The following is a 13,167-nucleotide window of genomic DNA, read 5'->3' as shown; positions in this document are numbered from 1 at the left end:
ACAGAAGGGTCGCATCCCCTAAAGCTGCGCCACCCCATTTTTAGGGTGCCATTAATCATAGTCGAAGCGATCGTGGCGGGTTTCCCGCATCGGCACACATCCTTCACCCATGCTTAAATCGGCTGGGCTAAGAATTTTGCCAGATTTGATCAACGCATTTTCTTTCGGTGATTGTACATCCATGACGAGATGGTCGACCTTGTTCCCGCGACTTCGCATGACGGCGGACCAGCAGAACGCATTTCTTTCACTGCGCACATCGGCGCGGACCCGGCTGCTGCTCAGCTCGGTGATCGGCGTCTGCGGCTTCTATCTCGCCTGCATCCTGCTCGACATCCTGCTGCTCGGCGATGTGACTCTGCTGGCGATCAGCCTGCGCTTCGGCGTAGTGCTGCCGGTGGCGCTGGTGCTGGTGCGCTATGTCTCCGGCGATCATCCGATCGTTAACAAGGAACATGCCGCCCTTGGTGTCGCCATCCTCGGCAATGTCTGCTGGTGTCTGATCCTGGTCTCGAGCCGCAACCCGGCGGTGCTCAGCTATTTCTATGCCGCCGCTTCGTTCCAGATGGTCGTGACCATTGCCGCCGCCTCGCCGTTTCGCCCCAGCCTGATCGCCAGCCTGCTGATCTTCGTGCTCAACTATTCCGTCATCTGGTTCCTCGAAGGCAGCAGCGGGTTTTACGTGCTGCAGCATCTGGCGGTCTATCTGCCGACGGTCGGCATGACGCTTCTGGTCAGCTACCAGCTCGAAAGCGAGGCGATCGCCAACTTCCTGCAGAGCCAGGAAAACGAGGTGCTGAAGCGGGAATTGTCGCGGCAGAACAAGGATCTGGCCCGGCTGTCCGTGACCGATCCACTGACCCGGCTGTCGAACCGGCGCGGCACCGATGGCGAGCTTTCGCGACTTAGGCTGGAAATGCCTCAGGCGATGGAAAACGCGGTCGTGCTGATCATCGACGTCGATCATTTCAAGGCGTTCAACGACGGCTATGGCCATGGTGCCGGCGACGACTGTCTGAAACGGGTGGCGCGCGCCATGCGCCGGGCCCTGCCGCTCGACGCGCATCTGGCGCGCCAGGGCGGGGAGGAGTTTCTCGCCATCCTGCCGGCCACCGATGCCGACAAGGCGGGGCATTTCGCCGAAGCCGTGCGCCGCTCGGTGCGCCAGCTCGGCATTGCCCACGAGTTCACCCGCGACCGCAACCGGCATGTCACCGTCAGCGTCGGTGCCGCGACCGGCACTATCCTGAATGACGACGATTTCCAGTCCCTCGTCGACGCCGCAGACCAGGCCGTCTATGCGGCAAAGGCCGATGGCCGCAACGGCTGGCGGATCAACGAACGGCAACAGGTGGCGCAGGATGTGGCGTGAAGGCCGGCATCACGGTTTTGCCTGAGCCAACGGCCAGGCGGCAAGGCCGGCGGGCGTGATGGCACCTGCGTTCCTCCTGGTGATCGGTGCCGGGCGTACCCCCTCTGCCCTGCCGGGCATCTCCCGCACACGGGGGAGATCAGCGCGAGGCTGTCCTTTTGCACAATATGGCCCTCCAAGTGGCCCTGGGATCCACCAGTGTGGCGTATGCAATCGGCGGCGGGTGATCTCCCCCCCCCTTGAGGGGGAGATGTCCGGCAGCACCGAGGGGGGTATGGCACGGCCATGGGGCTGCGGCATGGCCGGAAGCCGCCCGCGCTGACAGAACCAGCCGACGGCGTCGAGGATCGACGCGCCAGACATATCGTATTTTAGTAACTTCTTTTACTGGAATGAAAGACGCCGCTTGTTACAGTCCCAGGCCTGTGGTTCGGGGGTGGAACATGAAGTTTCCAACGCTTGTCATGATCAGCACAGTCGTTGCCTTCTTCGGCGCCGGTGGGCATGAGTATCTGCCGCGACCGGTGGCCGGCTCGCTGCCGAACGCGCTCAACCCGGCATGCAAGATCAAAGGCAATATCAGCGTTGCCAGCGGCGAACGCATCTATCATGTGCCGGGCCAGTACTGGTACGCCGAATCCCGGGTTTTACCGCATCGCGGCGAGCGCTGGTTCTGCACCGAGACCGAGGCGCGCACGGCCGGATGGCGAAAGGCCAGTTACTGACCGGACTTGATGACCGCTGCACTTTCCAGGCGCGGCAATGTCAGCCCTTTTCTCGCCACTCCCCCGCTCACCCCTTCATCCCATACAGATACAGCCTTGTCTTGCGGCGGTCGGACAGGTCCCAGATCTCGTCGGCGTCGAGGCCGGGGATGGCGAAGCTATTGGAGACCAGCAGGCTGCCGGGCTTCATCTCGCGCCTCGCCTTGTCATGGATCGCCGGCATCGGTTCGGGCGAGAGGAAGACATATACGATGTCAGCACTCGAAATATCGGCCGACCAGATGTCGCGGCGGTGGATGGTGCCGCGGCCGGTCAGCTTCGACAGGATGGCGGAGATGAGAAAGGCCATTGGCGCGGTCTCGTAGCCTTCGGCGTTGCGACCCTTGCCGGCAAGGCCGCGCACCACGCCGCCAAGGCCCGAGCCGAGATCGATGAAGCGGGTCGCGCCGCGCTCGGCCATCAGCCGGCGCAGCGCCTCGATCGTCGCGCGGTTGGTCAGATAAAGCGGCACGCGCTCGCGCGCGGTGTTGGAAAAGAACAGGTAGAGCAGCAGGAAAGCCAGGCCGAAGGGCCATGCCGGCAGGGAACCGGCAGCGAGCGCCAGCGCCACGGCGAAGGGAAAGGCGAGCGCGATCCAGTGCCACCAGACGGCAAGGCCGAGCGCCCGGGTCAGGCCGGCGGACAGCAGCGCCTGCACAACCAGCGCGCCCCAGATGATCTTATCGATGCCGAACCGGCCGGTCAGCTGCGGCATCAGCGCCTGGAGAAGGCCGGCGACCACAAGCGCCGCCAGCGCCTGGGCAAGCAGGGCGCCCAGGATTGGCGTCGCGCGGAGGAAGTGCATGGCGGTCGGGCCTTTCGTTCTGTGCATTCTGGCAGTCTGGCATTCCGGGCAATCTGGGCAATCTGGGCGTTCCGGGCAGCGCTGCAGTCCGGTGGTCCTGTAGTCGTGGTGGTCCGGCAGTCATGGCTGTCCGGCAGTGCCGGCGATCGGGCGGTTCGTCGGCCGTAGTCGGGTGAGCCGCCAGTCGCCACCACCGGATGGCTACGGCCTCACTGCTCGGGCCGACAGGCGCTGCAGTCGGGCGCAACACTGGCAGCGGCGGAGATGATTCTCAAGACATGAGCACGGGTGACCACAGGTCAGATATCTCCAGAGGCTGAGGGTGCAGCCCGGGAACGGAGGGCTGGATGCCGGCGCAGGGAGGCTGGTTAGGGGCAATCGCCGGTTGGCGGGGGATTCGGGGTTTTCGAGCAGGTCGGCATCCGGCCGCAATCAAGTACAACTTTAAGATGATGTACTTGGAATTGATAACATCCATTAGTTGCTTATCCTTCAGGGGAGCAATCCTCGGGAGAAACCGCAATGTCCCATGACCCGGCGCGCGGCAGGCGCGTGCGCGACGCGATCTTGCAGCGGCATATTCACAAGACGCTGGCGCTGGCGGCCGAGCTCGACGTCTCGGCAGCGGCGGTGTCACGCTGGCAGAATGGCGGCCATCTGTCGCTGGAAAGCGCCTGCGCGCTGGCCGAGCTGCTCGATGTCTCGCTCGACTGGCTGCTGCTCGGGCGCGGCACGATCGACTGGCACCGGGACAATTCGGTATCACCGGCGGAGATCGGCTGGATCGTCGGACTGCGGGCGCGGCCGGCGCGGATTCGCCGGCTGCTGGTCGAACTGCTCGAGGCGATCCCGCCGGCCGGGCCTTTGCGCTGAGCGCAATTTCCGCCGCAATCTCAACCTGCACTCAACAGCTATCGGTTGATTAATTTTCCAACTCAACCAGACTGTGTGCAGGGTTCAGCACAACAGCCACACGCCATCGACATCCATTCCACCAAGGGCTGATCGGGTGCTGGACCCCTCTGTCTTCAACGCTACAACACCGCAACCCAAGGGGTGAGACCATGTCGACCATGCTGACGATCAACGTGAAGAATTTGGAGCCGCAGACGCAGAATTTCTACTTTTTCCAGCAACCGGCGATCTATACCGGCGGTGGGAAGGTCTATTCCAACAGCCTGTTTTCCCAGTCGCTGGCCAATTTCGGCGATAGCGGCGCGATCTTGACCTTCCAGGTCAACCTGCAATTTTATGCCGGCATCCAGCAGTCGAACCAGCCGCCGCAGGTTGGCTCGTCGTCGGGCTTCTCCTCCGCCAGCCGGGCGATCGACCTTGCGCCGGTAGCTGGCTCTTCGGCCAAGCCGAACGACGCGACGACGGCGACCGTCGTCGGGCCGAACACCACGCTCGGCCTGTCGCCGCCGGTCAATCTTTCCGGTGTGCAGGAAGGCGCATTCCGCATCACCACGCCCAGCTTCACCTCGCCGCCCTATTACAATGTCGGCTCGGCGGTGTCGGTCAATGGCGGGATCGTGCTGTCGAACTTCGTCCAGGCCAATCCGGCCGACAACACCGATTGCCAGCCGATCCTGCAATATTACGTGCAGACCGGCACCTATACGCCCGGCAATGTGATGAACTTCACCCAGTCGAGCGTCAATGCCGCGCTGTGCGACTTCACCGGCGGCTATGCCACCGCCAATGTCACGCTCAAGGCCGACGGCAAGTGGGACGTCAAGCTGCAATAGGCAGCACCAACCGGCCGCAATGTCGGCCCTGGCGCTGGCCGCGATGCTGGCGCCGGCCCCGATGCTGGCGCTGGCAGCTGGCCGGCGATGTGGATGGAGGCCGGAGAGCCGCCTCCCCCTTCATCCGCATCTGCCAGCCCCGGTCACACGGCCCCGGGCACTCGGCCTCGGCCATCCCGGATCTGACACCTTCACAGCATCCGGACACGGCATCACACGACAGGCATCACACGACAGGGGAGCCTTGCAGACCATGGCCAGTAGCTACGAGATCATCGTGCGCAACCTGTCGCAGACGGTGCTTTATTTCCACGTCTTTCAAAAGCAGGCGTCGTTCCAGCCGCCGATCGCCAGCGGCTCTATCTTCGCCAGCAGTCTCGGCTGCCAGAGCCTGGGCAATTCGGTCCAAAGCGGCGCGCAGATCAGCTTCGTGTTCGAGCGCCAGGTCTATGCCGGAGCGCTGACCACGATGGCGCCGAAGCCGCTGCCGAGCAATGCGCTGATTGTTGCCGATGCGATCGGCGCTGCCACACGGTTTCTGGTGTCGAGCACAGCGGCGGCCCAGCCGATCGCATTGTCTGGCGGCAATCCTGGTGCAAGTCCGGCCAATTGCACCACGCTGTCGCTCGACCCACTCGGGCTGTCGCCGCCGGCCTATCAGGCGGGCCTTGCAGACGGCAGTTTCGGCATCGACGTGCCGCCCTATACGCCGGTGCCGGTTCCCGAACTCTATTGCGGCGCGGCCGTGTTTACCGGCGACGGCCACATCATCCTGTCGAGCTTCCTCGCACCGCCGCCCAACATGACGACGGCTTGCGCGCCGCAGCCGGTCTATTTCGTCAAGACCGGCTACCAGCCGACGGGAAACGTCCTTGCCTATGACGAGAGCCTGTCGGCGCGCTGCGACTTCACCACCGGCTTTGGCAGCGTCACCGCGACCTACAATGCCAATGGCACATTCTCAACCAAAGGAGGGCCGTAGAACCAGGCAGAATCCGGATTTTTCGACGTGACTTCAATGCCTTGAAATTTCACCCCGATGGAAGAAACCAATCAAAGGAACATAGCCATGACCATTCAGACAATGACCCCGCAGACCTCGCCTATCCAGACGAGGCCTATCCCGGCACAGCCCACGCGCACGGAAATGCTGCCGGGCGCAAACCATCGGCGCCACCTGCCGGCATCCAGGGCAAGGCTCGCCGTTGCCATCGTCTCCGCTGCCCTTGCGGCATGCACGACCTCGGCCACGGCGCAGATGGCGTTTTCACCCGCCTGCACGGCGTTTACCGCGCTGGCGGTCGCTCTGCCGCAGAATGCGATCGTGTTGTCGAAACATCCGGTTCCGCATCCGGCCGGCGACGCGACGGTGTTTTCGATCAACGGATTGAACAATTACGTCGTGCCGGCAGGCTCCAATTCCTGCGTCATTGCGGCACCCGACGCGAATGACGTCTATTGCTTCCAGGCCCGCAACGACCTGACGATTACGCATGTCGGCATCGCGGCAATCGTCAATCCCGGTGGCCTGACCGCTTGCCAGTAACGGCAGCCACGCAAACGAGTGATCAGGACTGGGCCGCAAGGCGCAGCCCTGATTTGTCGTTTGCGGTTTCAGTCGATCGAGCCGTCCGGCAGTTCGTCGCGCCAGTCGTGCTGTTCGCGAAAGCCGAGGACGTCGCGGATCTTGGCGTTCGACAAAGGCGCCGCATAGCCGTCCAGCTCGCCGGTGATCGGGGTGTTGGGCGCCCACTTGGCGAGGAAATCGCGGGTCGGCTCGTTGGCGGTGATCGTGTCGTTGACGGCGTTGAACACCTGGAAGCCGAGGCCGTCTTTTTCGACGCAGAGATCGACGATCTGGCCGAGGTCACGGGCGTCGATGTAACTCCAGGCATTGCGCTTGCGGCTCGGCGGATCGGCGAGGAATCCGGGGAAATTGGCATAATCCTCCGGCGAGATGACATTGCCGATGCGCAGCGCATAGATATCGGCGCCGGTGCGCATGGCAAAGGCGCGCGCCGTCTTCTCGTTGACCACCTTGGACAGGCCGTAGCTGTCCATCGGGTCGACATCATAGTCCTCGGTCAGCGGGAACTGGTGGTAATCCTTGTCGCCTTCGGCGAAACAGACGCCGTAGGTGGTCTCGCTGGAGGCGATGATCACCTTGCGGATGCCGAGCTTCACCGCCGCCTCGATGACATTGTAGGTCGACACCGTGTTGACCGCAAAGGTCGTGTTGTCCGGCTTCATCAGGATGCGCGGGATGGCGGCGAAATGCACCACCGCATCGACCTTGGCCGGGCCGTTACCCGTTTCGAAACCGTCAAAACCGAAATGCTGGGACAGCGCGTTGAACACCTGGCCGCTGTCGGTGAGGTCGGTCAGCAGCGTGTTGACGCCGGGGCAATCGAGGGGGGTGAGGTCGAGATTGAGGACCGCATGGCCGCGGCCGGTCAGATAGGGCACGACATGGCGCCCGGCCTTGCCGCTGCCGCCGGTAAAGATGATCCGCTTGCCCATGATGGTTCCTCCCAATGCGTGGCTGCGCTGATTGCGCGTGGTCGGCGCAAGACATAGCGCGGCAGACCGGCTCTGGCGAGGGCTCAAGTTACGGGATCTGGCGGAAGGCGATGGTATCGGGGAACGGCCAAGCGCGCCCCGATACCGCGTTCAGTGGTGGCCGGCTTAACTGGCCGCCTTACTTGGCGGGCTTCAGCGACTTCAGGATGGCAACGAGGTCCTTGCTGTGGGCGCCCTGCGTTTCCTTGGTGCCCCAATAGGTGACGACCAGCATCTTGCCTTCCGACGGCGAGGCAAAACCGAGCGAAACCTCGACCGGGCCATCGGCATCCTCGCCGTCGAACTCGATGCTGCCAAACGTCATGCCGTTGATCTCGACATCGCCGGAATCGCTCTTGGTCGTCTCGTCGATCGTCACGCCATTGTCGGTCAGGAACTTGATCGCATCGTCGATCACCTTGTCCATCGTTTCATCGGAGGCGACATCGATGGAGAAATAGATCGCCGCATCGGGCGAGGTCGCCTCGATGCCGGAAATGGTTTCCTTCGGCTCCCAGGCATCGGGAATGGTGACCGAGGCGATCGGCGCATCGCTCGGAAATTCAAGCGTGGCGGCTTCGGCGCGGATCGGGCCGAACATCGGGGCGAGCAAGGGCGCGATGGCAAGCGCCATGGCGAGGACGAGCATTCTCTTCATCGGAAATCCTTCTGGGGTGTGGGAGTTCCGGGTGTATCAGGGATTGGCGAAGGAAGGGTGAAGATGGGGGATGCTTTTGGGGCGTGAAGCAGGTGGCTCAGACGAAGCCTCTTGGTTTTTCAGATACGACAACTCAAGCGATGCAGGCGCGCGGCAATCACGGCGCAAGCAGGCGTGCCATCGCATCTGTGATTGCGTGGCTGTCATAGGGCTTCAGAAAGAAACTGCTTCCTACAGGTAGCGAACTCTCTGCAAGAATTGCAGCGCCGGAAGCGACGATCAACTTCACCGGGGGCCAGCGATCCCGGATGTAGTGGGATAGCTTGATGCCGTCCATCGTGCCCGGCATCTGGACATCGGTGAAAACAAGATCGACGTCGTCTCGCGACTCAAGAATGCGAATTGCCTCATCCGCATCGGTTGCCTCGAGCGCTTCGTAGCCTGCCGACCGCACCAGATCGATGGCACCCATTCGGATGAGAGCACTGTCTTCGACAATCAGGACGACCGCCTTGCCGTTGTTCATGGTTTACCCGCAATCATGAGAAAGCTCCGTCGCTGCGACCGCAATGCGCGCCCGGGGAAATTTGGTTTCTAGGCGGCCTTGGACACATCGGTTCGCGAACCTTTGCCTTGCTGATGGCTGATTTTAACGATGGTGCCCGGACCGGCATCGGCCAATGTGATTTCGCCTTCCAGGTTCTTGACCAGCGCTTCCACGATGCCTGTGCCAAGTCCGGCCTTGGGGGCTTCGTTGCCCTCGGGCATGCCGATGCCGTTGTCGGTGATCGACAGCGTCCAGTCTTGTCCAGAGGATTGATAGTCGACCAAGATCGTCCCGTTTCGCTCGTCGGGAAATGCGTGTTTCAGGGCATTGATGACAAGCTCGGTCACGATCAGTCCCAGGCTGACGGAAACGTCCGCCTCCACCGCGCTGTCGTCGGCCGTGACGTCGATCGACAACCGCTCGGGATCAGCAATCATCGATGCACCGAGACTTTGGCAAAGCTACTTGAAATAGGCGCGCAGCTCGACGATGCCGCCGGGGGATGTGGATAGCTGGCGTTGCAGCGCGGCGATCGACATCACCCGGTGATGCGCGTTGTGGAGATGTCCACGCGCTTCATCCGACTGAACCCGGCGGGCACTTTGCATCAGGACGCTCGCAATAATCTGGAGACTATTGGCGACCCGATGTTGCACTTCCTGCAACAGGATAGCTTTGTCACGAATGAGGTTATCTTTCAGTCGCGTTTCCGCGCGCGCATCGGTCACATCCGTCACTGCCACAAGCAGTCGGATACGATCGACATCGCCGTCATCAAGTGTTTGCGCGTTGACAACCAGTTGCCGCGGTGTCTGGCCCGATCGCTTGAGTTCTATTTCATAAGCTTGGACCTTTACACTTCCCGATGCGGTCGCCATCAGAAGTGACTGGAGCTTGGGCATCCCCCATTCGCCCTGGCCGAGCTCGCTGAGCAGCCGGCCAGGAACGGACGCCGGGTCAATCTCGAAGGCACGGCAGAATGATGCGCTCGCGGCAATGATTTTCAGATCATCAGACAGGAACAGCAGCGGTTCGTTGGAAGACACCACCACGGCAAGCGTGCTCGCTGCCTCGAAATGCACAGTCGGGGTCGTTGGCATGGAAATGGCCCTCTGGGGCCGGAGACTCGCGAAGCGGGTCATAGCTCGGCAACACGGTCGACAAGCCACAATGGGCAAGCTCGACAAAAACACCCTAGCACGCCCGGGGTGCGGATACGTCATCTTACTATAAGATTGTTTCCCAGACGGTCATTTGCCGCGAGGCCGCATGCAAACTTGCCTTCGGACGGAAAGTGCACAGTTCGTTGTCGTTGCTGCGCGTTCAGTCTGAGCTCCTGGCCGCAACAGGATCTAAAAGCCGCTAACGAAGACCCTCATGGTGCAAGGGGACCGCCGGCCACCCAGCATCGTTCGCACCTTCTGCCATCGCGCCGGAACATATCACCCGCCAACAGGTTACCTCCTCGGACCATCCCTGCATGACGTCGCCCAGAAGGGTGGCATAAAGCGTGCATACCCAAGGAGACCTGATATGCAACTTCCGCAGAACACGGTTGTCGCCATTGCCGATGGCGAAAAGCTGAGCCTGTTTCAGAACGAGGGCAATGCGACGAATGTCAAGCTCAGGGCGATGCCGGCGGCCGAGGTCGACGGTTCGACGATCTCCTCCGGCAGCCGCCACCCGAGCAGTTCCGCCAACCCGGACGACAGCCAGCAGACGGAAGACGGCTTCAGCGTCGGTGTCGCCAACATGCTGAACAAGCAGGTGCTCGACGGCCATATCAAGAGCCTGGTGATTATTGCGGCCCCGCGCACGCTGGGCGAAATGCGCAAGAACTACCACAAGTCGCTGTCGGAGGTTCTCGTCGGCGAACTGGACAAGGATCTGACCGGCCACACGATACAGGATATCGAAAAGGCGCTTGCGGCCGCTTAAGCGGTGCAGCCTCGGAAGCTTGCCTTTCGAGCGCGGACCTTTGTGATCAATGAGTATACAAGGCCCTGCCAGCGATGGTGGGGCCTTGTGTCGTTTGCCGCGGCCTCGCCCCTCCTCCGTTTACATCCGCGCCTCCCTCGCCTACAGAAAGCGCAAAATCCCCCAACATCCCCCATATGTGTAGGTGCTACCCATGTTGATCAAGCAGAGCGACTACCAGCGGATCTACCGCGTCATCAACAGCCTGCTGGTCAATGAAAATGCCGATCCGGCGGTGGCGGGCATGTATTTCGCCACGTTCGGCGCCTTCATTCTCAAGCAGCATTACAAGGTCAATGCCGTCCCGAAGAGCGGGCTTGCGGCCTATAATCTTGGCGGCACGCTGATCCTGTTTGCCGATCACCGCGACGACGGGCATGTGACCGGCGCCGGCGAGAATTTTCATTGCTGGGTCGAGGCGGACGGCTTTGCCATCGATTTCATGGCGCCGGCGTTTTCCGAAAGCGGGCGGGAACTGTCGCTGCCGTCGAAGATGTTCCAGAAGCCGCTTTCAGCGATGGCGGATGACATCAATGCGCTTAGCCAGTCGGGCGATTTCTTCTACCAGTCCGAGCCCGAAGCCAGCGCCCGGCGGTTTGCCGCATGGCGCGGCCAGACGATGATCGGCGATCTCGCCACCGTGGCCGCGCAATGGTTTCGCAAGTCGCCGAAACATATGGCAAGCGCGATCTCGTCGAAGGATCCGCGCGGCAAGCTGCGGGAGATCCCGCTGACGGGCAATGCGCTTTCCGGCAGCTGGTGAGCCCGTAAGCTGGAGAGCCTGGCAGCTGGAGAGCGCCGGTCGGCGCGGGTCCTGATCTTCAAACGCCATTCATCTCAAGGGCAACCAGCGGCCGCTGCACGCAAAAACCCGGCGCGCGGCGCCGGGCTCCTTGCAGATCGTCCTCGGGATGGTGTGCGTCAGTCGAGGATCTGGACGACGGCGCGGGTCTGCGGGTCGACGATGACGCGACGTTCGTTGACGACGGTGTAGGAATAGCCGTCATAACCATCGATCGGGTAGAGTTCGACCGGATCCTCGATGACGCGGCCAATCAGCACGTCGCCTTCATAAGGCACCGACTGGACCTGCTGCTCCATGACATAGGTGCGGACCTCGCCGGGGATGACGACGGTCTGCGGCGCGGGCGCTGGGGCCTGCTGGATGATGACGGTTTCCTGGGCACCGGCCGTTCCGGACAGCGTCAGAAATGTTGCCGTCGTGGCCAGGGCGGTTGCCAGAATGAGCCTGTTGCGCATGGTGGTTCTCCTCGTGTTTCGCGGTGTATCGGCGTTTGCTTCTCTGGCTGGACAACGGTTCGCGCCGGCATCGGTTCCATGGGGGGCATGGAGGATTCTAGGAACGGCTGCGCGGCATGGCTGCGGCCGGTGACGGGATGGCGGGGCTTGATGGGCCAGGTTCTGGAAAGGCTTCTCGGGGTAGGCTTCTGGTGGGCCTGGGGCGGGATGGCCGGCGGCGGGATCTGCGGCTTGCCTTTTCCCGATGCCGAATCAGTGATACCGCTAGCCGCCAAGTCCGGCGGTCGCCGGCAAGGTCGAACAAGGTATCTGACGAGACGTGTTTCGTGTCCCCCTGCTCATTGCGCTTACCCTGATCATCGCGTTTGGCGGCGGCATCCTGTCGTCGCTGTCGGCGCTGAATGCCTCTGTCGGCTTCGGGGCAATCCGGATCGGGGTGTGGTCGGCCTTTCCCGCTGCCCAGACGGCCGAGGCCGATCCCTATGCCAAGGCGCATCGGGCCAAGGCCGGGCGGCTGCTCTACGGTTCGGCCGAGGGGCTGACCTTTACCGCGTCCGCCGACGATGCCGGCCAGCGCCTCACCGGCACCTGCACCTACCGGCTTTCCGGGCGCACGCCGACGGCACGGCTGTGGACGCTCTATGCCGCAGACGGCGACGGGTTGCCGCTGGTTGCAAGCGCCGACCTGCCGACGTCGCTGAATTCGCAGACCGTTCTGCGCCAGCACGACGGCACGTTTTCGGTGACGATTTCGCCGACGGCCAAGGCCGGCAACTGGCTGGCTTTGCCGGATACGGGCGCATTTTCGCTGGTGCTGACGCTGCTCGACACGCCGGCTGCCGGCTCGACAGGGCTGATCGGCCTCGACATGCCGGGGATCGAAACGCTTGGGTGCGGCAATGAGTAGACTGCTTTACGCCGTCATCACCGGGGTCTTCGGCGCGGTGCTCCTGCATATCATCATCATTCTTGGCATTCCGCATTTTACCGGCAAGGATGCCTATACGCGGGTGGTGGCCGAAGGCGCGCCCTTCGTCTTCCACCGGCTCGAGGTCAAGCCGGACACAACGGGGCTGTCGAGCCTCGATCCCTATATGCGGGTCGCGGTCTGCCATTTCGACATCAGCCGACAGCCGCTGTCGCTGGTGGCGCTGGGCAGCGGCAGCTTCTGGTCGATCTCGCTGTATGACAAGGATTCCAACGAGGTGTTCTCGATGAACGACCGGACCTCTGTTGCCGGCGATGTCGATGTGCTTCTGGCGACGCCGGTGCAGATCGCGCAATTGCGCAAGACGCCGATCCCGGCGCTGGCCCAGACGATCCTGGTCGAACATCGCGGCACGACGGGTTATGCGGTGTTGCGCAGCATGGTGGCGCAGCCGAGCTTCGAGGCGGAGGCGCGCGAATTCCTGGCCGAGGCCGAATGCCTGCCGTTTACCGGGCGGTGATCTTCGCGCAGCTGGCCAAGCGTGCACGG

General features: G+C 62.5%; 15 protein-coding genes and 1 pseudogene. 10 read left to right on the top strand and 6 right to left on the bottom strand.

Going from position 1 to position 13,167, the window contains the following annotated elements; all coding sequences use genetic code 11:
- Positions 1 to 181 precede the first annotated feature (181 nt).
- The gene (locus PDO_RS04030) at positions 182 to 1,372 is read left to right on the top strand and encodes a GGDEF domain-containing protein (protein WP_244426339.1); all 1,191 of its coding nucleotides are present in this window, start codon (positions 182 to 184) and stop codon (positions 1,370 to 1,372) included.
- A gap of 443 nt (positions 1,373 to 1,815) precedes the next feature.
- Positions 1,816 to 2,097 carry a sunset domain-containing protein gene (locus PDO_RS04025; RefSeq protein ID WP_007598168.1) on the top strand — a complete coding sequence of 94 codons (282 nt, stop codon included), beginning with the start codon at positions 1,816 to 1,818 and terminating at the stop codon, positions 2,095 to 2,097.
- Between the two features lie 67 nt (positions 2,098 to 2,164).
- Here PDO_RS04025 and PDO_RS04020 read toward each other — a convergent pair whose 3' ends face one another.
- On the bottom strand, positions 2,165 to 2,968 hold the full coding sequence (locus tag PDO_RS04020; RefSeq protein ID WP_160167019.1) for a hypothetical protein: 804 nt from the start codon (positions 2,966 to 2,968) through the stop codon (positions 2,165 to 2,167).
- A gap of 495 nt (positions 2,969 to 3,463) precedes the next feature.
- On the opposite strand from PDO_RS04020, the gene PDO_RS04015 reads away from it, so the two are divergent.
- The 4 genes from PDO_RS04015 (at position 3,464) to PDO_RS04000 (ending at position 6,235) form a co-directional block, all read left to right on the top strand.
- Positions 3,464 to 3,814, top strand: a complete 351-nt coding sequence (locus PDO_RS04015) for a helix-turn-helix domain-containing protein (protein ID WP_007598164.1) — start codon at positions 3,464 to 3,466, stop codon at positions 3,812 to 3,814.
- Between the two features lie 191 nt (positions 3,815 to 4,005).
- Positions 4,006 to 4,689 carry a hypothetical protein gene (locus tag PDO_RS04010; RefSeq protein ID WP_007598161.1) on the top strand — a complete coding sequence of 228 codons (684 nt, stop codon included), beginning with the start codon at positions 4,006 to 4,008 and terminating at the stop codon, positions 4,687 to 4,689.
- A 253-nt stretch (positions 4,690 to 4,942) separates the two neighbouring features.
- The gene (locus PDO_RS04005) at positions 4,943 to 5,671 is read left to right on the top strand and encodes a hypothetical protein (RefSeq protein WP_007598159.1); all 729 of its coding nucleotides are present in this window, start codon (positions 4,943 to 4,945) and stop codon (positions 5,669 to 5,671) included.
- An 87-nt stretch (positions 5,672 to 5,758) separates the two neighbouring features.
- Positions 5,759 to 6,235 (top strand): hypothetical protein, encoded by a 477-nt coding sequence (locus PDO_RS04000; protein WP_007598157.1) that lies wholly within the window; start codon positions 5,759 to 5,761, stop codon positions 6,233 to 6,235.
- Between the two features lie 68 nt (positions 6,236 to 6,303).
- Here PDO_RS04000 and PDO_RS03995 read toward each other — a convergent pair whose 3' ends face one another.
- The 4 genes and pseudogenes from PDO_RS03995 to PDO_RS03980 all read right to left on the bottom strand — a co-directional run bounded on the left by PDO_RS03995 (position 6,304) and on the right by PDO_RS03980 (position 9,553).
- On the bottom strand, positions 6,304 to 7,209 hold the full coding sequence (locus PDO_RS03995) for an NAD-dependent epimerase/dehydratase family protein (RefSeq protein ID WP_007598154.1): 906 nt from the start codon (positions 7,207 to 7,209) through the stop codon (positions 6,304 to 6,306).
- A 178-nt stretch (positions 7,210 to 7,387) separates the two neighbouring features.
- Complete coding sequence (locus PDO_RS03990) at positions 7,388 to 7,906, bottom strand: hypothetical protein (RefSeq protein WP_007598147.1); 519 nt, start codon at positions 7,904 to 7,906, stop codon at positions 7,388 to 7,390.
- 157 nt (positions 7,907 to 8,063) lie between these two features.
- Positions 8,064 to 8,432 carry a response regulator gene (locus tag PDO_RS03985; RefSeq protein WP_007598145.1) on the bottom strand — a complete coding sequence of 123 codons (369 nt, stop codon included), beginning with the start codon at positions 8,430 to 8,432 and terminating at the stop codon, positions 8,064 to 8,066.
- 68 nt (positions 8,433 to 8,500) lie between these two features.
- A pseudogene (locus PDO_RS03980) lies at positions 8,501 to 9,553 on the bottom strand (sensor histidine kinase).
- Between the two features lie 433 nt (positions 9,554 to 9,986).
- Between PDO_RS03980 and PDO_RS03975 the strand changes: the two are divergent.
- On the top strand, positions 9,987 to 10,391 hold the full coding sequence (locus PDO_RS03975; protein WP_007598137.1) for a host attachment family protein: 405 nt from the start codon (positions 9,987 to 9,989) through the stop codon (positions 10,389 to 10,391).
- Positions 10,392 to 10,584: 193 nt separating this feature from the next.
- Positions 10,585 to 11,193 (top strand): DUF2026 family protein, encoded by a 609-nt coding sequence (locus PDO_RS03970; RefSeq protein ID WP_007598135.1) that lies wholly within the window; start codon positions 10,585 to 10,587, stop codon positions 11,191 to 11,193.
- A 158-nt stretch (positions 11,194 to 11,351) separates the two neighbouring features.
- On the opposite strand, the gene PDO_RS03965 is transcribed toward PDO_RS03970, so the two are convergent.
- Positions 11,352 to 11,690: a DUF1236 domain-containing protein gene (locus PDO_RS03965; protein ID WP_007598133.1), complete on the bottom strand. Its 339-nt coding sequence runs from the start codon at positions 11,688 to 11,690 to the stop codon at positions 11,352 to 11,354.
- Positions 11,691 to 12,009: 319 nt separating this feature from the next.
- Here PDO_RS03965 and PDO_RS03960 point away from each other — a divergent pair, with 319 nt between their 5' ends.
- Together PDO_RS03960 and PDO_RS03955 are read left to right on the top strand one after the other, a co-directional pair.
- Positions 12,010 to 12,597 (top strand): DUF1214 domain-containing protein, encoded by a 588-nt coding sequence (locus PDO_RS03960; protein ID WP_007598131.1) that lies wholly within the window; start codon positions 12,010 to 12,012, stop codon positions 12,595 to 12,597.
- Entirely contained in the window at positions 12,590 to 13,138 is a 549-nt protein-coding gene (locus PDO_RS03955) for a DUF1254 domain-containing protein (protein ID WP_007598129.1), read from the top strand. Before PDO_RS03960 ends, PDO_RS03955 begins: the two co-directional genes overlap by 8 nt.
- Positions 13,139 to 13,167 lie beyond the last annotated feature (29 nt).

The organism is Rhizobium sp. PDO1-076 (assembly GCF_000247475.1).
Classification (GTDB): domain Bacteria; phylum Pseudomonadota; class Alphaproteobacteria; order Rhizobiales; family Rhizobiaceae; genus Allorhizobium.
Note: the sequence above shows the minus strand (reverse complement) of the source record. Positions and strands in the feature narration are given on the sequence as shown.

What these genes read in the sequence shown, in the direction of transcription:
- PDO_RS04005 (WP_007598159.1), top strand. Translation starts at nt 4,943, where the DNA reads ATGGCCAGTAGCTACGAGATCATCGTGCGCAACCTGTCGCAGACGGTG.
- PDO_RS03975 (WP_007598137.1), top strand. Translation starts at nt 9,987, where the DNA reads ATGCAACTTCCGCAGAACACGGTTGTCGCCATTGCCGATGGCGAAAAG.
- PDO_RS03985 (WP_007598145.1), bottom strand. Translation starts at nt 8,432, where the DNA reads ATGAACAACGGCAAGGCGGTCGTCCTGATTGTCGAAGACAGTGCTCTC.
- PDO_RS04015 (WP_007598164.1), top strand. Translation starts at nt 3,464, where the DNA reads ATGTCCCATGACCCGGCGCGCGGCAGGCGCGTGCGCGACGCGATCTTG.
- PDO_RS04020 (WP_160167019.1), bottom strand. Translation starts at nt 2,968, where the DNA reads ATGCACAGAACGAAAGGCCCGACCGCCATGCACTTCCTCCGCGCGACG.
- PDO_RS03990 (WP_007598147.1), bottom strand. Translation starts at nt 7,906, where the DNA reads ATGAAGAGAATGCTCGTCCTCGCCATGGCGCTTGCCATCGCGCCCTTG.
- PDO_RS04030 (WP_244426339.1), top strand. Translation starts at nt 182, where the DNA reads ATGACGAGATGGTCGACCTTGTTCCCGCGACTTCGCATGACGGCGGAC.
- PDO_RS03970 (WP_007598135.1), top strand. Translation starts at nt 10,585, where the DNA reads ATGTTGATCAAGCAGAGCGACTACCAGCGGATCTACCGCGTCATCAAC.
- PDO_RS04010 (WP_007598161.1), top strand. Translation starts at nt 4,006, where the DNA reads ATGTCGACCATGCTGACGATCAACGTGAAGAATTTGGAGCCGCAGACG.
- PDO_RS03965 (WP_007598133.1), bottom strand. Translation starts at nt 11,690, where the DNA reads ATGCGCAACAGGCTCATTCTGGCAACCGCCCTGGCCACGACGGCAACA.
- PDO_RS04000 (WP_007598157.1), top strand. Translation starts at nt 5,759, where the DNA reads ATGACCATTCAGACAATGACCCCGCAGACCTCGCCTATCCAGACGAGG.
- PDO_RS04025 (WP_007598168.1), top strand. Translation starts at nt 1,816, where the DNA reads ATGAAGTTTCCAACGCTTGTCATGATCAGCACAGTCGTTGCCTTCTTC.
- PDO_RS03955 (WP_007598129.1), top strand. Translation starts at nt 12,590, where the DNA reads ATGAGTAGACTGCTTTACGCCGTCATCACCGGGGTCTTCGGCGCGGTG.
- PDO_RS03995 (WP_007598154.1), bottom strand. Translation starts at nt 7,209, where the DNA reads ATGGGCAAGCGGATCATCTTTACCGGCGGCAGCGGCAAGGCCGGGCGC.